Raw genomic sequence first — 19,648 nt, 5'->3', positions numbered from 1 at the left:
CGCACCGCCTCTTCCCATAAGCGGGGGCTCGGGTTATGCATACTAGGGGTAGGCCATGCGCCGCTGGAACGGCTGGGGTGAGGAGGGGGTGGTCTTCCCCCTATCGGAAAAGGCCCGGGTCCTCCTCCAGGAGCAGCTGGGCCCCGGAACGCTTCCCCGGGAGGCTACCCTCGAGGAGGTCCTCTCCCGTGTCCCTCCCTCCCGTCTGCCTCCCCATCCCCTGGTGAGCCCCGATCCCGAGGAGCGGCTCCGCCACGCCCGGGGGCAGAGCTTACCCGACTGGATCTTCCTCCGGAGCGGCCAGATCCCGGCCTTCCCCGATGGGGTGGCCTTCCCCACCACCAACGAGGAGGTGCGGGCGCTTTTGGCGTACGCCCGAGAGGTTGGGGCCCGGGTTATCCCCTATGGCGGGGGGACCAGCGTGGCGGGCCAGGTATCGGTTCTCCCCGGAGAAGCCCCCGTGCTCTCCTTGGACCTCCGTCGGATGAACCGGCTCCTGCGGCTGGACGAAAAAAGCCTTCTCGCCACCTTTGAGGCGGGGGTTCAGGGGCCGGACCTGGAGGCCCAGCTGCGGGCCTGGGGCTTCACCTTGGGCCACTTCCCCCAGTCCTTCCCCTACTCCACCCTGGGGGGGTGGGTGGCCACCCGCTCCGTAGGGCAGGAGTCCCTGCGGTACGGGAGGATCGAGGACCTCTTCGCCGGCGGGCGGCTGGAGGCCCCGGCCGGAACCCTCCTCCTTCCCTCCTTTCCCGCCTCCGCCGCCGGACCCGACCTCAAGCAGGCGGCCTTGGGCTCCGAAGGTCGGCTCGGCGTCCTCACCGAGGCAACGGTGCGCATCCGCCCCTTGCCCAAGGCGGAGGCCTTCGCGGCGGTGTTTTTCCGGGAGTTTGGGGAAGGCCTCGAGGCGGTGCGGCGCATGGCCCAGGAGGAGGTGCCCCTCAGCCTGGTGCGCTTGAGCACCCCCGAGGAGACGGCGGTGAACCTGGCCCTGGCCGGGCAGAGCCGGGGCCTCGCCCTCCTGGAGGCCTGGCTGGCCCTCCGGGGAGCCGGGCCGGGAAGGGCCCTCCTGCTCCTAGGGGCCTCGGGAACCCGGGCCAGGGTTTCCCAGGCTCTGGGGGAAGCCCTAGGGATCGCCCGGGCCCACGGCGGGGTGTACGCGGGCCAGGCTCCAGGCCGCTTCTGGGCCCACCACCGTTTCCGCCAGCCCTACCTGCGCAACACCCTTTGGGAGATGGGGTATGCCGTGGATACGCTGGAAACCGCGGGCACCTGGAACCAAGTGCCCCGCCTTCTTTTGGCGGTGGAAGCCGTTCTCCGCGAGGCCCTAGGGGAGGAGGGCGAGCGGGTCTACGCCTTTTCCCACCTCTCCCGGGTGTATCCCACGGGCGCCAACCTTTACACCACCTACCTCTTCCGCCTTCACCGGGACCCCGGGACCAACCTGGCCCGTTGGCGCAAGCTCAAGGCGGCCGCCAGCCAGGCCATCGTGGCCCACGGGGGCACCATTAGCCACCAGCACGGGGTGGGGACGGACCACCTGCCCTACCTGGAAGCGGAGAAGGGCCCTTGGGGGCTGGAAGCCCTCCGGGCCCTGTGCCGCGCCCTGGACCCCTGGGGCCTCATGAACCCCGGCAAGCTGGTCTAGGGAGGACGGCATGCCGTGGGATCGGGATACGGTCTGGTCCTCTTTAGGCCAAGCCTGGGACCTGGTGGTGGTCGGAGGGGGGATCACGGGGGCGGGTCTCCTTTGGGAGGCCAGCCGCCAGGGGTTCCGCGCCCTCCTCTTGGAAGGGGGGGATTTCGCCTCGGGAACCTCGAGCCGTTCGGGCAAGCTGGTACACGGGGGGCTACGCTACCTGCGGCAGGGCCAGTTCCGGGTAACCTGGCGCGCGGTGAGGGACCGGGAGCGCCTCCTGCGGGAGTTCCCCGGGCTGGTGAACCCCTTGGGGCTCTTGCTGCCTGTCTACCAGCGCGGCCCCGTGGGTTACCCCCTTCTCGGCCTAGGGCTTCTCCTGTACGACGCCATGGCCTTGCGCCGCACCCACCGGGGCCTGGGGGTGGAGGCCCTAAGGGCCCTCGCCCCCCGCATCCGGGAGGAGGGTCTCCGCGGGGGGTTTGTGTACCAAGATGCCCTCACCGACGATGCCCGGCTGGTGCTGCGGCTTTTGGGGGAAGCGGTGGCGGCCGGGGCCTCGGCCCTCAACTACGCCCGCGTGGAAGGGTTCTGCCAAACCCGCTCAGGCCGGGTGGAAGGGGTGGTGGTGCAGGATCTCCTCACGGGTCGCACCGCTGAGGTATGGGCCCGGGTGGTGGTCAACGCCACGGGGGCCTGGGCCGACATTCTGCGGGGCCGCCTGGGGCATCCCCCGAGGCTGCGCCCCTTGCGGGGAAGCCACCTCCTCTTCCCCGCCTGGCGGGTGCCCCTGGCCCTGGGGGTCTCCTTCTTCCATCCTCGGGACGGCAGGCCCCTCTACGCCCTCCCCTGGGAGGGGGTCACCCTGGTGGGCACCACGGACGTGGACCACCGGGAGGGCCTAGAGGGGGAACCCCGCATCCACCCCGAGGAGGGGGAGTACCTCCTGGCTGCCGTCCAGCACCTCTTCCCCGACCTCGGCCTCTCCCAAAGGGATGTCCTCGTCACCTTTTCCGGGGTACGCCCTGTGGTAGCCACGGGGAAGAAGGACCCTTCCCGGGAGCCCCGGGACCACGCCCTTTGGGACGAGGGCCTCCTCACGGTAACCGGGGGTAAACTAACCACCTTTTGGACCATGGCCCGCGCCGCCTTGGCCCGGGTGCGGGGAAGGCTGGGAGAGCCCCCGCGCAGGGCCAGAACATCCCTAGGGAAGAGGGAGGCTGAAGGGATCCTGCAACTGGAAGACCCCTGGCACCTCCGCCTCTTGGCGCGGTACGGGCCTGAAGCCGCTGCCGCCATGATCCGCACCGCCAGGCCGGGTGAGCTGGAGGCCATCCCGGGAACCCGCACCCTCTGGGCAGAGGTGCGCTGGGCTGCCGAAAGGGAAGGGGTGGTCCACCTGGACGACCTCCTCCTCCGCCGCGTCCGCCTGGGGCTCACGCTGCCCGAAGGGGGCATCCCCCTCTTGGAGCGTCTCCGCCCCTGGTTGCAACCCGCCCTGGGCTGGGACGAAACCCGCTGGCAGGCAGAGGTGGAGCGCTACCGAGGGGTGTGGCGCTCCGCCTACAGCCCCTCCCTCCTAGGGTAAAGGGGAGGGTGCGATACCCTTTGTCGCCCCATCCTCCCCCCTTCCGCTCCAAAGAGGTCCGCCCGTCCTTCCGCCGTGGCCCCCACGCTGATGGAACCAGCGCGGAGAGGGGTCAAAGCCCTTGCGGCAGCTCCTGGTCCTCCCCCAAGGTCCCGCCACCGCCCCTTTCCCAGAGGGCCAAGAGGTAGCCCGCCTCCTGCCAAAGGCGGGGCGGGCTCCCCAGGGCCTGCTGGAAGAGGGCGGCCAGGGCCTCCGGGGTGAACCGCCTTTCCAGGGGAGGGCCCACCCCTTCCTCCCGGTGGGGCCACTCCAGGACCGCCACCCGCCAGGCCACCCGGGCCGCCTCCCGGAGGGCGGGGAGGGGGTCCAGGTGGTGGAGGCTGAGGCCGAAGAAGGCCAGGTCGAAGCTCCCCTCGGGGAAGGGGAGCTCCTCGGCGCGGCCCTCCAGGAAGCGGGCCCCAGGGACCCGGGCCCGGGCCACCTCCAGGCGGTCGGCCCGAGGGTCCACCCCCACGGCGAAGAGGCCCAAGCGGGCGAAGGCCTCGGCGAAGACCCCGGTTCCCGTGCCCAGGTCCAGGGCGCTTCGGGCCTCGAGGCCCTCCAGGGCCTTCCGGGCGATCTCCAGGGGGGGAAAGCGGGCCAGCCGCTCCGGCTGGCGGAAGGGGTCCCTCGTCTCGCAGGCGTTGGTAAGGAGGGCCCAGAGGACCGTACCCCCCTCCTCCGCCGCGGCCAGGTAGGCCGCCTTCAGGGCCTGGAAGACCCCCTCCTCCTCCCCGGAGAGCTCGGTGTGGGTGGGGAAGACCCGGTAGGCCACCCCGCTCGCCTCCAGGGCCGAGAGGGCCTTTTCCACCGCCCGGAAGTCCCCCTGTAGCAGGGGGTAGAGGGCGAAGAGGGCCTTCACCGCCATCTCCCCAAGTATAGGGCAGGCCGGTTCCCCGCCCGCCTGCCGGCGGCGTCCGCCTCCCCGAAGGGGGGCCTGGCCTCGGGGGCCAGGAAGACCGCCTCCCCCTCGGCCTCCGGGGGGCCCAGGAGCCGGCGGAGGTCCTCCCGGGTGAGGAGGCGGGCCCCGCTCCAGGGCTTTACCCCCTCCTCCCCCAGGCGGCGGTAAAGGGCCCCCCAGGGGGAGAGGGCCTCGAGGATCCCCACCAGCAGGCTTCCCCCGCGCCGCAGGACCCTTCTCGCCTCGGAAAGGGTTTTCCCCACGTCCTCCACAAACTCCAGCACGGTGAAGACCAGGACCACGTCAAAGCTCCCCTCCGGAAAGGGCAGAGCCTCCCCCCGGCCCGCCACCCACGCCGCCTCCGGCGTCCTCGCCCGCCCCACCCGGAGCATGTCGGGGGAGGGCTCCAGGGCCACCTTCCTGGGGTAGGGAAGCCGCCTGAGCCAGTACCCCGTCCCTGCCCCCACCTCCAGGAGGCTCTCCCCGGGGGGGAGGAGGGCCTTCAGGGCCCGCTCCTCCTCGGCGATGGCGAAGGCCCCCAAGGGGGTCTCGTACCAGGCCTCGTACCCCTCGGCCATCCCCGCGAAGAGGTCCTCCATGCCCCTAGCCTAACCGCACCACCGCCCCCTCGTCCGGGCGCAGGGCGAGGGTCTCCCCCACCCCCTCCTCCCGGTCCAGGTGGGTGGAGAGGACCACCCGCCCCTTCCGGGGAAGGTCCAGGGCCTGGGCCCGGTCGGTGAGGTTCAGGGCCACCAGCCAGCCCTCCCCCCGCAGGTAGGCGTAGACCCCGCCTGCCGCCCGGTAGGTGCGGTAGGCCCCGTGGAGGAGCTCGGGTTCCTTCCGCAAGGCGATCAGGCGGCGCACCAACTGCAGCATGGAGCGGGGGTCTTGCTCCTGGGCGGCCACGTTCCGGGTGGGCCAGTCGGGGTTTAGGGGGAGCCAGGGCTCCGCCGTGGAGAAGCCGGCACGGGGGGAGGCGTCCCAGGGCATGGGGGTACGGCTGGGGTCGCGGCCCAGGGGGAGGAGGGGGGTGGGGGCGCGGTCCCGCTGGCGGCGGAGGGCAGGGTCCTGCACCCTTTCCGGGGGGATCTCCACCCCCGGCAGGGCCAGCTCGTCCCCGTAGTACCAGGTGGGGGTGCCCCTGAGGGTGAAGAGGAGGGTGGCCGCCACCCGGGCCTGGGCCTCCCCCAGGCGGGAGGCCAGGCGGGGCTGGTCGTGGTTGCCCAGGACCCAGTTGGGCCAGTCCCAGCGCGTGAGGAGGCCCTCGTAGGCCTCCACCAGGCGGGCGAGGTTCTCGGGCCGCCAGTCGGGGAGGCCCTCGGTGATCAGGCTGAAGTTGAAGGGGAGGTGGCACCCCGCCCGGTAGTAGCGCACCAGGCGGGAAAGGGGCAGGTAGATCTCCCCCACCATGACCCGCTCCCGCCCGGGCTCGCTGAACGCGTCCAGCACCTGGCGCATCTCCCGCACGTAGGCGTAGGTCTCCGGCTGGTCCTCGGTGAAGGGGTGCTCGTGCCGGGCCCGGTCGGGGAGGCCAGGGCGCCAGTGGGGGCTTCCCGGCTCGTCCCGGAAGAGGGGATCCTTGGCGAGGAGCCAGAGGACGTCCACCCGGAAGCCGTCCACCCCCCGCTTAAGCCAGAAGCGCATGACCTCCTGGATGGCCTCCCGCACCTCGGGGTTCTGCCAGTTGAGGTCGGGCTGCTCCGGGAGGAAGAGGTGGAGGTAGTACTGCCCCGTCCCCTCGTCCAGGGTCCAGGCGGGGCCCCCGAAGAAGCTCTGCCAGTTGTTGGGAGGGCCGCCCTGGGGCGCGGGATCCCTCCAGATGTACCAGTCCCGCTTGGGGTTTTCCCGGGAGCTGCGGGATTCCAAAAACCAGGGGTGCTGGTCCGAGGTGTGGTTGGGCACCAGGTCGAGGAGCACCTTAAGCCCCAGGGCGTGGGCCTCCCGGAGGAGGCGGTCGAAGTCCTCCAGGGTGCCGAAGGTGGGGTCCACCTGGCAGTAGTCGGCCACGTCGTAGCCGAAGTCCCGCATGGGACTTCGGTAGAAGGGGGAGAGCCAGAGGGCCCCCACCCCCAGGGACTTGAGGTAGGGAAGCCGCCTGCGGATGCCCTCGAGGTCCCCGATCCCGTCCCCGTCCGTGTCCTGGAAGCTCCGGGGGTAGACCTGGTAGATCACCGCCTCCTGCCACCAGCTCATGCCCCGGAGTCTACCCCGGGAGGGGCCGGCTTGGAAGGGGTTCCACCCCGATCCGCCAGGGCGGCGAGGAGGCGGCCCCGGGTGACGATGCCCAGGAAGCGCCCGTCCTCCCCCACCACCGGCAGGGGCAGGGGGGTCCGGCCAAAAAGGGGCAGGGCCTCCTCCAGGCTCTGCCCGGGGGCGAGGGCGGGCAGGGGCTCCAGGTGGGGGGAGAGGTCCTGGGCCTCCCCCTCCCGCAGGGCCTCGGCCAGGCGCTCGGCCCGCACCACCCCCAGGAACCGCCCCTGGGGGTCCAGGACGTAGGCCGTCCCCACCCCCGCCTGCCCCATCCGCCGCAGGGCGGCCCGCACCCCCTCCCGGCCCAGGGTCACCGTCACCGCCTCCCGCAGGAGGCCCTCCACCCGCAGGACCTTGGCCGGGCTCACCCCCTCCACGAAGGCGGCCACGTAGGCGTCCGCGGGGCGGGCCAGGATCTCCTCGGGGGTGCCCACCTGCACCACCGCCCCGTCCTTGAGGATGGCGATGCGGTCCCCGAGCCTCAGGGCCTCGTCCAGGTCGTGGGTGACGAAGAGGACGGTTTTCCTGAGCTCCCCCTGCAGGCGCAGGAGCTCCTCCTGCATCTCCCGGCGGATCAGGGGGTCCAGGGCGCTGAAAGCCTCGTCCATGAGGAGGACCGGGGGGTCGGCGGCCAGGGCCCGGGCCAGGCCCACCCGCTGCTTCTGCCCCCCGGAAAGCTGGGCGGGGTAACGGCCCTCGTAACCCCGGAGGCCCACCCGCTCCAGCCAGGCCCGGGCCCGCTCCTCCCGCACCCCGCGGGGGAGGCCCTTGAGCTCCAGGGGGAAGGCCACGTTCTGCAGCACGGTGCGATGGGGGAGGAGGGCGAAGTGCTGGAAGACCATGCCGAAGGTGCTCTGGCGGAAGCGGAGGAGGGCCCCTCGGGGGAGGGCCGTCACCTCGGTCTCCCCCACCCAGACCCGCCCCGCCGTGGGCTCCACCAGGCGGTTCACCGCCCGCAGCAAGGTGGACTTGCCCGAGCCGGAAAGCCCCATGATGACGAAAAGCTCCCCCTCCCGCACCTCGAGGCTCACCCCCCGGAGCCCCACCGCGTGCCGGGCCCGGCCCTTCTCCGGGGGTAGGCCCTGCCGGAGGGCCTCCACCACCTGCCGGGCCCGGGGGCCGAACACCTTGTAGACCTCCTCCAGGCGGATGTAGCTCATCGCCCCTCCTCCCGGTAGCGCCGCAGGCTGCGCTGCCCCACCGCCTGGGTCAGGCGATCCATGAGGATGGCCAGGGCCACGATGGCCACCCCGGCCTCGGCCCCCCGGCCCACGTCCAGCCGCTGGATGCCCAGCAGCACCTCCTCCCCCAGCCCCCGGGCCCCGATCATGGAGGCGATGACCACCATGGCCAGGGCCATCATGGTGGTCTGGTTCACCCCGGTGAGGAGGTTGGGGAGGGCCAGGGGCAGCTCCACCTTGAGGAGGCGCTGCCAGGGGGTGGCCCCGTAGGCCTCCGCTGCCTCCACCACCTCCCGGCTCACCAGGCGCAGGCCCAGGTCGGTGAGGCGGATCATGGGGGGGGCGGCGTAGACCACGGTGGCCAGCAGGGCGGGCACCTTGCCCAGGCCGAAGAGGAGGAGGGCGGGGATGAGGTAGACAAAGCTGGGCATGGTCTGCATGGCGTCCAGCAGGGGGAGCATCAGGCCCCGGAAGCGGTCGCTCTTGGCCATGAGGATGCCCAAGGGGAGGCCCAGCGCCACGGAGAGGACCACCGCGGCGACCACCAGGGCCAGGGTCTGCATGGCCTGGTCCCAAAGGCCCAGGCCCGCCAGCAACCACACGGCGAAGGCCAGCCCCAGGGCCAGGGATAGCCTGCGGCTCAGGAACCAGGCCAGAAGGGCCACCCCTCCCGCCAGCCAGGGCCAGGAGAGGGCCCGGAAGGGGGCCTCGAAGGCCAGGATGAAGCGCAAAAGCCCCTGGGAAATCCCCTCGAAGACCTCCCCGTACCGCCAGACCAGCTCGTCCACCAACCGGTTCACCCACTCGCCCAAAGGGAGCTCCACCGCGGACCTCCATAGGGCCTGGAAGGGCGGACCCCCCCAGGCCAGGCCGGGCTCAGTTCAGGGCCCGCCGCACCCTCTCCGCCACCTCGGCGGGAACCCAGCCGGTCCAGACCTCCGGGTAGGTCCTGAGGAAGTGCAGGGCCACCTCCTCCTCCGTGGCCCGGTTGGCCTCCATGTAGGCCAGCAGCTCGCTCACCAGCTGGTTGGAGGTGCGGTAGCGGCGCAGGAACTCCACCGCCTCGGGGGCCTCCCGCAGGAGGCGGGTGTTCACGGCGATGTAGACCTCCTCCCGGGGGAAGGCCACCGCCCGGCGGGGCCTCTCCTCCCGCTCCAGCTCCCGCCAGACCTCGGGGTCAAAGGGGGGTTCCTCCAGCATGGTCAGGTCGAAGCGGCCCAGGACCCAGGTGGGGCCCCAGTGGTAGAAGAGGATGGGCTGCCCCCGCTGGTAGGCGGAGGCGATGGCCGCCGCCAGGGCCTCCCCGGTCCCCGGGCGGAAGTTGGTGAAGTGGTCCAGGAGGCCGTAGGCGTAGAGCTTGCGGGTGTTGATCCGCTCCGCGAACCAGCCCAGAACCCCGTTGTAGAAGCGCCCCTTGCTGGGCTCCTCGGGGTCGCGGAAGAGCTCCTTGTACCGGGGCAGGTCGAAGACCGAGCGCAGGGAGGGGGCCATGGGCCGGATGCCCCGCTGGGGATCCCCCCGGACCACGTAGGTGGGGACGAACCACCCCTGCACCGCATCGGGGAAGTTCACCCCCAGGCGCTGGATGCGCCCCTGGGCCTCCAGGGGCTCGATGGCCTCCCGGTTCAGGTTGTACCAGATCTCCATGGACACGTGCACGTTGCCCCGGGCCAGCCCCGTGAGCAGGGGGATCGAGGTGCCGGGCAGGGTGTCCGTGCGGCAACCATAACCCCTTTCCAGGATGAACTGGGCGATGCGGTTGTGGACCCGGGCGCTTTCCCAGTCGTAATCGGCGAAGACGATGGGCCTCTGGGTGCTGCAGCGCTGGGCCTGGCCCAGGCCCAGGAGCAGGAAGAGGACGAGGAGCATAGCCGATGGCCAACGCATCCCTATCACCTCCGGAAGACCACCTTAGACCCGCCCCATGAGAACGGGAGGAAGGCGGCGGGGCCAGGCCCTCATCGGGCCTTGGCGGACCCCGCAGGCCCCCCGAGGAAACGGCGTGTTGGAGGGGAGGGAGGAATGCTTAGCTTTGACTAAAGGCCTTGGCCTTTTTTTCATCCCCCCACGGGCAGGGGGCCTTGGGGATAAGCTGTTTCTGTGAGCCTCATCGTCGTGGCCAACCGCGCCCCCTTCCGCCTGACCCCCGAGGGCCTGGCCCCGGCGGTGGGCGGGCTGGCCACCGCCCTCCTGCCGGTGCTGGAGGCCCGGGGCGGGGTCTGGGTGGCCGCGGGGGAGTGGGGGGAGAAACCCATCGCCCCTCCCCGGGAAAGCCGGGTGCGCCTCCTCCGGGTCCCCCTGACCGAGCGGGAGTGGCAGGGCTACTACGGGGGGTTCGCCAACCGGGTGCTCTGGCCCCTGTGCCACTACTTCCTGGAACGGGTGGAGCTAAGGCGGGAGCACTTCCAGGACTACCTGCGGGTCAACCGCCGCTTCGCCGAGGCGGTGAGCGGGGCCTGGCGGGAAGGGGACGTGGTCTTCGTCCAGGACTACCACCTCCTCCTCCTGCCGGGGCTTTTGCGGGAGCGGATCCGGGCCCCCATCGGCTTCTTCTTCCACATCCCCTGGCCCTCCAGCGGGGTCTTCCGCATCCTCCCCTGGGGGAGGGCCCTGGTGGAGGGGGTCCTGGGGGCGGACCTGGTGGGCTTCCATACCCCGGAGTACGTGGAGAACTTCCTCCGCACCGCGGCCTACTACGGCTTCCCCGTGGAGGGGAACCGGGTGCGGGTGGGGGAGCGCTCCGTGCGGGTGGAGGCCCACCCCCTGGGGATCGACACCCGCCGCTTCCGGGAGCTGGCCGAGGACCCCGGGGTGGGGGCCCACGCCCGGGCCCTGCGGCGGCTCGCCGGGGCCGACCGCCTCATCCTGGGGGTGGACCGGCTGGACTACACCAAGGGGGTGCTGGAACGGCTCCTGGCCTACGAGCGCCTCCTGCAGTCCTACCCCCACTGGCGGGGCCGGGTGGCCTTCTTCCAGATCGCCACCCCGAGCCGCACCTCCGTGGCCGCCTACCGGGAGCTCAAGCGCCGGGTGGACGAGGCCGCGGGGAGGATCCTGGGGAACTTCCTGCGGGAGGACTGGGTGCCCTTGCGCTACTTCTACCAGACCTACAGCCAGGAGGAGCTCGCCGCCTTCTACCGGGCGGCGGACGTGGCCTTCATCACCCCCTTGCGGGACGGGATGAACCTGGTGGCCCTGGAGTACGCCTACACCGCCGGGGAAGGGGTCCTGGTCCTCTCCTCCCTGGCGGGGGCGGCGGAGTACCTGAAAGAGGCCCTCCTGGTGAACCCCTACGACCTGGACGGGATGGCGGCCACCCTGGACCGGGCCCTGAGGATGCCCCTGGGCGAGCGCCAGGAGCGCCTCGAGGCCCTCAAGGGGCGGGTGGAGGCCCTGGAGGTCCAGGGCTGGGCGGAGCGTTTCCTGGCCTCCCTGGAGGGCTGATGCGGGCGGCAAACCCCCTTTTCCTCCTGGACTACGACGGCACCCTGGCCCCCATCGCCCCGAGGCCCGAGGAGGCCCTCCCCCACCCCGAGGCCCTGGAGGTGCTCAAGGGGCTCATGGCCCGCTACCCTCTCTACGTGATCACGGGGCGGCGGGTGGCGGACCTGGCCCGCCTCCTCCCCCTTCCCGGCCTCCCCGTGGTGGGGGGGCACGGCCTGGAGGAGGGGGTGGTGGGGGGGGAGGCCCGGCCCCTCTTCCCCGTGGACCTCGCCCCCCTGCGCCCCCGGCTCCCCGTCTGCCCCGGGGTGCGGGTGGAGGACAAGGGCTTCGCCCTGGCCCTGCACTTCCGGGAGGCGGCGGACGAGGCAAAGGCGCGGGCCTGCCTGGAGGCCTGGCTGGAGGCCCAAGGGGAGCTCCTGGAGCGGCTCGGCCTCGAGGCCCTCCCCGGCAAGATGGTGCTGGAGCTCAAGCCCAAGGGGGTGGACAAGGGCCAGGCCGCCCTCCGCCTCCTCCGGCGCCACCCCGGGCGCACCCCGGTCTACGTGGGGGACGACCTCACCGACGAGGCCGCCTTCCGGGCCCTCAAGGGCCTCGGCCTCACCCTCAAGGTGGGGGAAGGCCCTACCCAGGCCGGGGGGCGGCTCAGGGACGTGGAGGCGGTCCTGGACTACTTGAAAACCTACCTCCCGGGGCCCTAGATTTGGGCCGTGGACCCCCTCTGGTACCAGGACGCGGTCATCTACCAGCTCCACGTGCGCTCCTTCTTCGACGCCAACGACGACGGCTACGGGGACTTCGAGGGGCTGCGGCAGAAGCTCCCCTACCTCGAGGCCCTGGGGGTGGACACCCTCTGGCTCATGCCCTTCTTCCAGTCCCCCTTGCGGGACGACGGGTACGACATCGCCGACTACTACCGGATCCTCCCCGTCCACGGCAGCCTGGAGGACTTCCGGCGCTTTCTGGACGAGGCCCGGGGAAGGGGGATGCGGGTGATCGTGGAGCTGGTCCTCAACCACACCTCCAGCGACCACCCCTGGTTCCAGGAGGCCAGGCGGCCGGGGAGCCCCATGCGGGACTTCTACGTGTGGAGCGACACCCCCGAGAAGTACCAGGGGGTTCGGGTGATCTTCCAGGACTTCGAGCCCAGCAACTGGACCTACGACCCGGTGGCCGGGGCCTACTACTGGCACCGCTTCTACCACCACCAGCCGGACCTCAACTGGGACAACCCCGAGGTGGAGCGGGCCATGCACCAGGTGATGTTCTTCTGGGCCGACCTGGGGGTGGACGGCTTCCGCCTGGACGCCATCCCCTACCTCTACGAGCGGGAGGGGACCAGCTGCGAAAACCTCCCCGAGACCATCGCGGCGGTGAAGCGCCTGCGCAAGGCCCTGGACGAGCGCTACGGGCCGGGGAAGGTCCTCCTGGCCGAGGCCAACATGTGGCCCGAGGAGACCCTCCCCTACTTCGGAGAGGGGGACGGGGTGCACATGGCCTACAACTTCCCCCTGATGCCCCGGATCTTCCTGGCCCTGCGCCGGGAGGACCGGGGGCCCATCGAGGCCATGCTGCGGGAGACGGAGGGGATCCCCGAGACCGCCCAGTGGGCCCTCTTCCTGCGCAATCACGACGAGCTCACCCTGGAGAAGGTCACGGAGGAGGAGCGGGAGTTCCTCTGGGAGGTCTACGCCCCCGACCCCCGCTTCCGCCTCAACCTGGGGATCCGCCGCCGCCTCATGCCCCTTCTGGGGGGGGACCGGAGGCGGTACGAGCTCCTCCACGCCCTCCTCTTCACCCTCAAGGGGAGCCCCGTCCTCTACTACGGGGACGAGATCGGCATGGGGGACAACCCCTTCCTGGGGGACCGGAACGGGGTCAGGACCCCCATGCAGTGGTCCGCGGACCGCAACGCGGGCTTCTCCCGCGCCCCCTACCACCGCCTGTACCTGCCCCCGGTGAGCGAGGGGCCCTACAGCTACCAGTTCGTCAACGTGGAGGCCCAGGGGGAGAACCCCCACTCCCTCCTCAACTTCGTCCGGCGCTTCCTGGTCCTCCGCCGCCAGCACGCCCGGGTCTTCGGCCGGGGGGGGCTGCGCCTCCTGCCCGTGGCCAACCGCCGCATCCTGGCCTACCTGCGGGAGTACGGGGAGGAGAGGGTCCTGGTGGTGGCCAACCTCTCCCGCTACACCCAGGCCTTCGACCTCCCCCTGGAGGGGGAGGTGAGCCTCGTCCCCGTGGAGCTCTTCTCGCAAAGCCCCTTCCCCCCGGTGGAGGGGCGCTACCGGCTCTCCTTGGGGCCCCACGGCTTCGCCCTCTTCGCCTTGAGGCCCCGGGAGGAAGTGGAGCGCCTCCACCTCCCCGACTGGGCGGAGGAGGCCCCCCAGCGGGTGCCCGCGGTTCCCCTGGCGGGGGGGGTGGAGGGGCTTTTCATCGACACCCTGGCGGAGGAGGGGGCCCGGGCCGCCTTCCTCCAGGCCCTGGCCGGGGCCCTCCGGGAGCGGAGCTGGCTGGCCCTGAAGCCCAAGGAGGTGGAGCTCCTGGACGCCCTGCGCCTCCAGAAGGACCCTCCCCTCTACCTCACCCTGCTGCGCCTGGAGGACGCCCAGGGGGAGGCCCAGGAGGTCTTTCTGCCCATCGCCTTCCGCCCCGAGGGGGAGGGCCCGGGGCTTTTCGCCGGCGTCCGGGGCGGGGGGGGCCACTTCTTCGAGCTCTCCCAGGACCCCGGTTTCTACTCCCTCCTCCTGCGGCGCCTGGCCCAAGGCTTTGAGGGGCGAAGCCTGCGGGCCCACTACCGGGGGCGGCACCGGGGGCCGGTCCCCGAGGGGCTGGAGCTCCTCCACCCCGGCCTGGCGGCGGGGGAAGGGGTGTGGCTCCAGGTGGGCCTGGTCCAGGACGGGGGCTTGGAGCGCACGGAAAGCCTCCTCCCCCGCCTGGGCCTTCCCTGGGCCCTGGGGGCGCAGGGGGGGCTCTACTGGGAGCGGGGGGAGCGGCGCCGGGTCCTGGCCCTGAGCGGGGCCCTACCCCCGGGCCGCCCCCAGGAGGCCTTCGCCCTGGCGGAGGGCCTGGCCCTGGAGGGGCTTTTGCGGCTCCGGGGCCACGCCCCCGACGGGGGGGCCAGGGGGCTTCTGGCCGAGGCCCTGCGGGAGCTGGAGGCCCTGGCCCGGCTCCTGGGGGTCCGGCTGGCCCTCCTGCACCGGGCCCTGCGGGAGGCCGAGGGGGAGGGGGTGGGGGTGCCCCTCCTCAACCGGGGCCTGGGGGCCTTCCTGGCCCTGGAGGGGGAGGTCTACCTCCTGGCCCTGGGCCGCGGGGAGCGGGGCTCGCCCCTAAAGGACCTGGCCCGCCTGGCCTACGACCTGGAGCGGGCCCTTTACCTGGCCGCGGAACGGGAGGAGGGCCTCGAGGCGTGGGTGGACCCGGCCGCGGACTTCCTGGAGGAAGCCCTCCTCCAGGCCTACCGGGAGACCTCCCAGGAGGGCTGGCCCGAGGAGGGTTTCCCCGAGGCCATGCGCCTCCTGGCCGAGCGGCAGCGGTGGCGGGAGGAGCGGCCGAGCCGGCTCAGGGTGCTGGAGCGCTGGCAGGCTAGGACCTGACCGGGGCCTTGGGGGAAAAGGCCGCCCCTTCGGGGAGGAGGCGCCGCCGCTGGGCCCGGCGGTACACCGCCTCCCACATGCGGCAGAAGGAGCAGACCGCCCCCGTGGTGGGGTAGCCGCAGCGCTGGCACTCCCGCAGGGCCACCTCCTCCCCCGCCTGCAGGCGGGGCTGGATCTCTTCGAGGAAACCCTCAAGAAAGCGGAGCTTGGCCCCGGGCATCTCCTGTTCCACCCGGTTCAGAGCCTCCTTGTAGAGGAGGCCCTTGGCCCCCTTGGCGTTGGGGCACTCCTCGTGCAGGTAGCGGATGCCCCTCAGGAGGGTGTAGGAGAGGACCTCCCGTTCGCTGAAGCGGTAGAAGGGCTTGACCCGGGCGGCGAGGCCCGGGCGCTCGGGAAGCACGGGGCTCTGGCGGGCCAGGGCGTCCTCCTGGGGGTTGAGGAGGTTCCCGAAGAGGACCGCCGCCTCGTCGTCCAGGTTGTGCCCCGTGGCCACGGCCCTAAAGCCCCCCTCCACCGCCACCTGGTTGAGGATGTAGCGCTTGGAAAGCCCGCAGGCGGAGCAGGCCACCCGCCCCGAGAGCTCCGCGAGCTCCGGCACCCCGAAGCCGTAGGCCTGGCGGAGGTCCACCACCAGAAGCTCCAGGCCCCGCTCCCGGGCGAAGGCCTGGGTGACCTCGAGGCTCCTTTCCGAGTACGCCCCGATGCCGAGCTGCAGGTGAAGGCCCACCGCCCGGTAGCCAAGGCGGTGGAGGACGTCCCAAAGGGCCAGGGAGTCCTTGCCCCCGGAAACCGCCACCAAAACCCGCTCGCCCGGTTGGAGCATCCGGTGGCGGCGGATGGCGCGCTCGGTTTCCTTGACAAACCACTCCAGGTAGTGCTCCTTGCACAGGGAAAAGCCCCTGCCCCGAAGCTCCACCTGGGCTTTCTGGCCGCAAACCCTACACACCATGGCCGCTTTCACCCCACCCCCCGGAGATGGCGGAGAGGACCTCCAGGGTCTCCCCCTCCCCCACCCTTTCGTCCAGGGTCAGGAGCTCCTCCCCCCGGATCACCACCACCGTTTCCGGGTTCAGGCCCAGCTCCAGGAGGATTTCCCGCACGGGCCTATCCCCCTTCACCTCCACCTCCTGGCGCTCCGGCAGGCGCAGAACGACCCTCACCCCGCTAGTCTAGCAGGCGGGACCCCACCAGCTCCGTGAGCCTTTGCAGGGTGAGGCGGTTGCGCTTTACGATCTCGGGCCTTCGGGGAACCTCCGGATAGGGGGCCTCGGGGTCGTGGAGGGTGGGGGTGAGGGGCCTCCCCAGCCTCGCCTCCCACGCCAGACGCCAGCCCTCGGGCAGGTGCTCGGGAAGGGGGAGGCCGTGGAAGAGGTGGTAAAGGAGGGCCCAGACCCGGACCGCCCCGTCCAGGCTGTACCCGCCCCCCAGGGTGAGGAGCACCCTCCCCCCCGCGAAGGCCTCCGCATACTCCAGGAGGAGGCGGAACAGCCTTTCGTAGGCCCGGGTGGTGAGGAGGAGGTCCGCCAGGGGGTCCAGATAGTGGGCGTCGGCTCCCGCCTGCACCACCAGCACATCCGGGCGGAAGGCGGAAAGGGCCCAGGGCACCAGGGCCTCGAAGACCTCCAGGTAGCTCTCGTCCTCGGTGAAGGGCTCCAGGGGCAGGTTGAGCTTCCGCCCCACCCCCTCCCCCTTGCCGACCTCGTACACGTGCCCGGTGCCGGGGAAGAGGTAGCGCCCGGACTCGTGGAGGCTCAGGGTGAGAACCCCCCCTTCCTCGTAGTGGATCCACTGCACCCCGTCCCCATGGTGGACGTCGATGTCCAGGTAGGCCACCCTAAGCCCGGCCCGGGTCAGGTGGCGGATGGCCACGGAGAGGTCGTTGTACACGCAAAAGCCCGAGGCACGGTCGTACTGGGCGTGGTGGAGGCCCCCGCCCAGCTGCAGCACCCGCTTCTCCCCCGCCAGCAGGCGCCTCGCCCCTTCCAGGGTCCCCCCCACCAGCGCCCGGGCCGCCCGGTCCATCCCCGGGAAGACCGGCGTGTCCCCCGTGGCGAGGCCGTAGTGCTCCAGATCCGGCACCCGCTCCCCCCGGCTCGCCGCCTCCACCCGCCCCACCAGGCGCTCCGAGTGGACGCTCAAGACCTCCTCCCGGGTGGCCTCCGGGGGAGAGAGGGGCTCCCGCCACACCCCCAGGGCCTGGAGGAGGGAGGTGAGCATCTCCAGGCGCACGGGGCTGAAGGGGTGCCCCGGCCCGAAGTCGTAAAGGCGGTAGGCCTCCCGGTAGATCACCATGGCTTCTGGGGCGGCCAGAGGACGGCAAACCCCTCCTGCCGCAGGCCCTCCGCCAGGAGGTGGGTCTCCAGGGTGTTCACCCGCACCACCGCCCGCACGAAGTCCCCGTCCTCGGGATAGGAGAGGAGGGAGTGGATGTTGACCCCCCTCCCGGCGAGGAAGCCGGTGAGGCGGGCGAGCTCCCCGGGGCGGTCAGGGAGGCGCACCTCCAGCCTCCCGGAAGGCTCCGTGACCCCGGTGAGCCGGAGGAGGGCGTCCAGCAGGTCGATCCCCGTCACGATCCCCACCAGCTCCCCGTCCTCCAGCACGGGTAGGGAGCCGATCTTCCGCTCCCGCATCACCCGGGCCGCCTCCTCCACGGGGTCCAGGGGATGGGCGGTGACCACGCCCTCCGTCATCACCTCCCCCACCTGGGCGCACCCCGGGCAGGGACCCTGGGGGTTCAGGTGGCTGGTGGCCAGGCGGATGTCCCGGTCGGTGATGATTCCCAAAAGCCTTCCCTCCGCCACCACGGGCAGGTGGCGGATGCCCCGTTCCAGGAGGAGCCGAAAGGCGTCCTCCAGGGTCCAGTCCGGCCCCACGGTGACCACGGGGGCCCGCATCACGTCCTTGACGAGCATAGGAAGAGTATACCCCGGCGCGGGGGCTTCGGCCGGGGCCCCCGCGCCGACAGGGGCGGCGCGGGGTGGCGTTAGAGGACGTCGTCCCGGATGCAGGCCTTGAGGTGCCCCGGGCGCACCTCCTTGAGCTCGGGGACCACCTCGGCGCACTCGGGCAGGGCGTAGCGGCAACGGGTGCGGAAAACGCAGCCCGAAGGGGGGTTGATGGGGGAAGGGATGTCGCCCTGGAGGACGATCCTCTCCCGCTTCACCGTGGGATCCGGGATGGGCACCGCCGAGAGCAGGGCCTCGGTGTAGGGGTGCTTGGGGTTGCGGTAGAGCTCCCGGGAGGAGGCCACCTCCATCACCTTGCCCAGGTACATCACCGCCACCCGGTCGGAGATGTACTCCACCACCGCCAGGTCGTGGGCGATGAAGAGCAGGGTGAGCCCCAGCTCCTCCTTGAGGTCCATGAGGAGGTTCACCACCTGGGCCTGGATGGAGACGTCCAGGGCGGACACGGGCTCGTCGGCCACGATGAACTCCGGGGCCACCGCCAGGGCCCGGGCGATGCCGATCCTCTGCCGCTGCCCCCCGGAAAACTCGTGGGGGTAGCGGCGCATGTGGTCCGGGGAGAGGCCCACGAGCTTCAAAAGCTCCGCCACCCTTTCGGTGCGCTCCTCCTGGGTCTTGCCCAGGCCGTGGATGATAAGGGGTTCGGCGATGATGTCCCCCACGGTCATGCGGGGGTTCAGGGAGCTGAAGGGGTCCTGGAAGATGATCTGCATGCGGCGGCGGAAGGGCCGGAGCTTGTCCCTGGGCAGGTCGGTGATGTCCTGGCCGCCAAAGAGGATGCGCCCTCCCGTGGGCTCGATGAGGCGCAAGAGGGTGCGGCCCACCGTGGTCTTGCCGCTTCCCGACTCCCCCACCAGGCCCAAGACCTCCCCCTTCTTGATGCTGAAGGAGACCCCGTCCACCGCCTTGACGCTCCCCACCACCCGGGAGAGGACCCCACCCCGGATGGGGAAGTGCTTTTTCAGGTCCTTGACCTCCAGGAGGATGCTGTCCTTCATGCCCTAACCTCCCGGATCTCCCGCCAGCGCACGCAGCGCACCTGGCGGCCGTCCTCCGCCTCCTCCAAGGGGGGCACCTCCCGGTCGCAAAGCCCCTCCACGTAGTGCTTGCACCGGGGGTGGAAGGCGCACCCCGGGGGGAGGTAAAGGGGGTTGGGCACGTTGCCAGGGATGGCCTCGAGCCGCTGGCGGTGCTCCGCGGCCAGGTCCAGCCGGGGCACCGAGTGGAGAAGCCCCTGGGTGTAGGGATGGCGCGGCTCCTTGAAGAGGGGGACCACGTCCGCTTGCTCCACCGCCCGCCCTGCGTACATCACCACCACCCGGTCCGCCATCTCCGCCACCACCCCCAGGTTGTGGGTGATGAAGAGGATGCTCATGCCGATCTCCTCCTGAAGCTTCTTCATGAGCTCCAGGATCTGCGCCTGGATGGTCACGTCCAGAGCGGTGGTGGGCTCGTCGGCGATGAGCAGGGAGGGGTTGCAGGAAAGGGCCATGGCGATCATCACCCGCTGGCGCATTCCCCCGGACATCTGGTGGGGGTAGTTGGCAAGCCGCTTCTTGGGCTCAGGGATCCCCACCAGGTCCAGCATGTGGGCCGCCAGCTCCATGGCCTCTTTACGGCTTTTCCCCTGGTGGAGCATGATGGCCTCGGCGATCTGGTCCCCCACGGTGTAGACGGGGTTCAGGGAGGTCATGGGTTCCTGAAAGATCATGGCGATGTCGTTGCCCCGGATGCGGCGCATCTCCACTTCGGGAAGCCCGGCCAGATCCCGCACCTTCCCGTCCTTGCCGCGGAAGACGATCTCCCCGCCCACGATCCTGCCGGGGGGCGTGGGGATGAGCCGCATGATGGAAAGCGCGGTCACGCTCTTCCCCGAACCCGACTCCCCCACCACCGCCAGGGTCTCCCCCTTGTTCACATGGAAGGAAACCCCGTCCACCGCCTTCACCACCCCCTCGTCGGTGAAGAAGTGGACCTTGAGGTCTCTCACCTCCAAAAGCCGCTTTTCGTCCATGCGCGCTCCTTCAGGCACCACCATCCAAGCACCTCAACCGTT

Annotated in this window: 17 protein-coding genes; 5 read left to right on the top strand and 12 right to left on the bottom strand. The window is 71.3% G+C overall.

The genetic code is table 11. The features are described 5' to 3' along the window. Window positions 1-55: 55 nt before the first annotated feature. Together ETP66_RS07640 and ETP66_RS07635 are read left to right on the top strand one after the other, a co-directional pair. Complete coding sequence (locus tag ETP66_RS07640; RefSeq protein ID WP_130842044.1) at window positions 56-1,645, top strand: FAD-binding oxidoreductase; 1,590 nt, start codon at window positions 56-58, stop codon at window positions 1,643-1,645. Window positions 1,646-1,655: 10 nt separating this feature from the next. Further along, window positions 1,656-3,221: a glycerol-3-phosphate dehydrogenase/oxidase gene (locus ETP66_RS07635; protein WP_201738504.1), complete on the top strand. Its 1,566-nt coding sequence runs from the start codon at window positions 1,656-1,658 to the stop codon at window positions 3,219-3,221. Between the two features lie 112 nt (window positions 3,222-3,333). Here ETP66_RS07635 and ETP66_RS07630 read toward each other — a convergent pair whose 3' ends face one another. Genes ETP66_RS07630 through ETP66_RS07605 form a run of 6 tightly spaced genes read right to left on the bottom strand, consistent with a single transcriptional unit; the run spans window position 3,334 to window position 9,461 of the window. Then, window positions 3,334-4,128 carry a class I SAM-dependent methyltransferase gene (locus tag ETP66_RS07630; protein ID WP_130842043.1) on the bottom strand — a complete coding sequence of 265 codons (795 nt, stop codon included), beginning with the start codon at window positions 4,126-4,128 and terminating at the stop codon, window positions 3,334-3,336. Next, on the bottom strand, window positions 4,119-4,760 hold the full coding sequence (locus ETP66_RS07625) for a class I SAM-dependent methyltransferase (RefSeq protein WP_130842042.1): 642 nt from the start codon (window positions 4,758-4,760) through the stop codon (window positions 4,119-4,121). The genes ETP66_RS07630 and ETP66_RS07625 overlap by 10 nt, the downstream gene beginning before the upstream one ends. A 4-nt stretch (window positions 4,761-4,764) precedes the next feature. Beyond that, on the bottom strand, window positions 4,765-6,354 hold the full coding sequence (locus tag ETP66_RS07620) for an alpha-amylase family glycosyl hydrolase (RefSeq protein ID WP_130842041.1): 1,590 nt from the start codon (window positions 6,352-6,354) through the stop codon (window positions 4,765-4,767). Then, complete coding sequence (locus ETP66_RS07615; protein WP_130842040.1) at window positions 6,351-7,571, bottom strand: quaternary amine ABC transporter ATP-binding protein; 1,221 nt, start codon at window positions 7,569-7,571, stop codon at window positions 6,351-6,353. Before ETP66_RS07615 ends, ETP66_RS07620 begins: the two co-directional genes overlap by 4 nt. Next, window positions 7,568-8,416: an ABC transporter permease gene (locus ETP66_RS07610; protein WP_130842039.1), complete on the bottom strand. Its 849-nt coding sequence runs from the start codon at window positions 8,414-8,416 to the stop codon at window positions 7,568-7,570. The genes ETP66_RS07615 and ETP66_RS07610 overlap by 4 nt, the downstream gene beginning before the upstream one ends. A 52-nt stretch (window positions 8,417-8,468) precedes the next feature. Continuing rightward, window positions 8,469-9,461, bottom strand: coding sequence for an ABC transporter substrate-binding protein (locus tag ETP66_RS07605; protein WP_201738503.1), 993 nt, complete (start codon window positions 9,459-9,461; stop codon window positions 8,469-8,471). Between the two features lie 231 nt (window positions 9,462-9,692). On the opposite strand from ETP66_RS07605, the gene ETP66_RS07600 reads away from it, so the two are divergent. Genes ETP66_RS07600 through treS form a run of 3 tightly spaced genes read left to right on the top strand, consistent with a single transcriptional unit; the run spans window position 9,693 to window position 14,626 of the window. Next, complete coding sequence (locus ETP66_RS07600) at window positions 9,693-11,036, top strand: alpha,alpha-trehalose-phosphate synthase (UDP-forming) (protein ID WP_130842037.1); 1,344 nt, start codon at window positions 9,693-9,695, stop codon at window positions 11,034-11,036. Continuing rightward, window positions 11,036-11,734, top strand: coding sequence for a trehalose-phosphatase (gene otsB / locus ETP66_RS07595; RefSeq protein WP_130842036.1), 699 nt, complete (start codon window positions 11,036-11,038; stop codon window positions 11,732-11,734). The genes ETP66_RS07600 and otsB overlap by 1 nt, the downstream gene beginning before the upstream one ends. A 9-nt stretch (window positions 11,735-11,743) precedes the next feature. Continuing rightward, window positions 11,744-14,626, top strand: coding sequence for a maltose alpha-D-glucosyltransferase (treS, locus tag ETP66_RS07590; protein WP_130842035.1), 2,883 nt, complete (start codon window positions 11,744-11,746; stop codon window positions 14,624-14,626). Here treS and ttuA read toward each other — a convergent pair. The 6 genes from ttuA to ETP66_RS07560 all read right to left on the bottom strand — a co-directional run bounded on the left by ttuA (window position 14,616) and on the right by ETP66_RS07560 (window position 19,606). Beyond that, window positions 14,616-15,575: a tRNA-5-methyluridine(54) 2-sulfurtransferase gene (ttuA, locus tag ETP66_RS07585; RefSeq protein ID WP_130842034.1), complete on the bottom strand. Its 960-nt coding sequence runs from the start codon at window positions 15,573-15,575 to the stop codon at window positions 14,616-14,618. The genes treS and ttuA overlap by 11 nt on opposite strands. Then, a complete protein-coding gene (locus ETP66_RS07580) occupies window positions 15,565-15,786 on the bottom strand; it encodes a MoaD/ThiS family protein (RefSeq protein ID WP_130842033.1) in 222 nt (73 codons plus the stop codon). Before ETP66_RS07580 ends, ttuA begins: the two co-directional genes overlap by 11 nt. Window positions 15,787-15,790: 4 nt before the next feature. Beyond that, entirely contained in the window at window positions 15,791-16,918 is a 1,128-nt protein-coding gene (locus ETP66_RS07575) for an acetoin utilization protein AcuC (RefSeq protein ID WP_130842032.1), read from the bottom strand. Beyond that, entirely contained in the window at window positions 16,912-17,538 is a 627-nt protein-coding gene (locus ETP66_RS07570) for a CBS and ACT domain-containing protein (protein WP_130842031.1), read from the bottom strand. Before ETP66_RS07570 ends, ETP66_RS07575 begins: the two co-directional genes overlap by 7 nt. Window positions 17,539-17,609: 71 nt before the next feature. Further along, window positions 17,610-18,590, bottom strand: a complete 981-nt coding sequence (locus ETP66_RS07565; protein ID WP_130842030.1) for an ABC transporter ATP-binding protein — start codon at window positions 18,588-18,590, stop codon at window positions 17,610-17,612. Beyond that, a complete protein-coding gene (locus ETP66_RS07560) occupies window positions 18,587-19,606 on the bottom strand; it encodes an ABC transporter ATP-binding protein (RefSeq protein ID WP_130842029.1) in 1,020 nt (339 codons plus the stop codon). The genes ETP66_RS07565 and ETP66_RS07560 overlap by 4 nt, the downstream gene beginning before the upstream one ends. Between the last annotated feature and the right edge of the window lie 42 nt (window positions 19,607-19,648).

Source organism: Thermus thermamylovorans (genome assembly GCF_004307015.1).
GTDB classification, from domain to species: domain Bacteria; phylum Deinococcota; class Deinococci; order Deinococcales; family Thermaceae; genus Thermus; species Thermus thermamylovorans.
The sequence above is the reverse complement of the archived record's forward strand: the minus strand, read 5'-3'. Positions and strand labels throughout refer to the sequence as shown.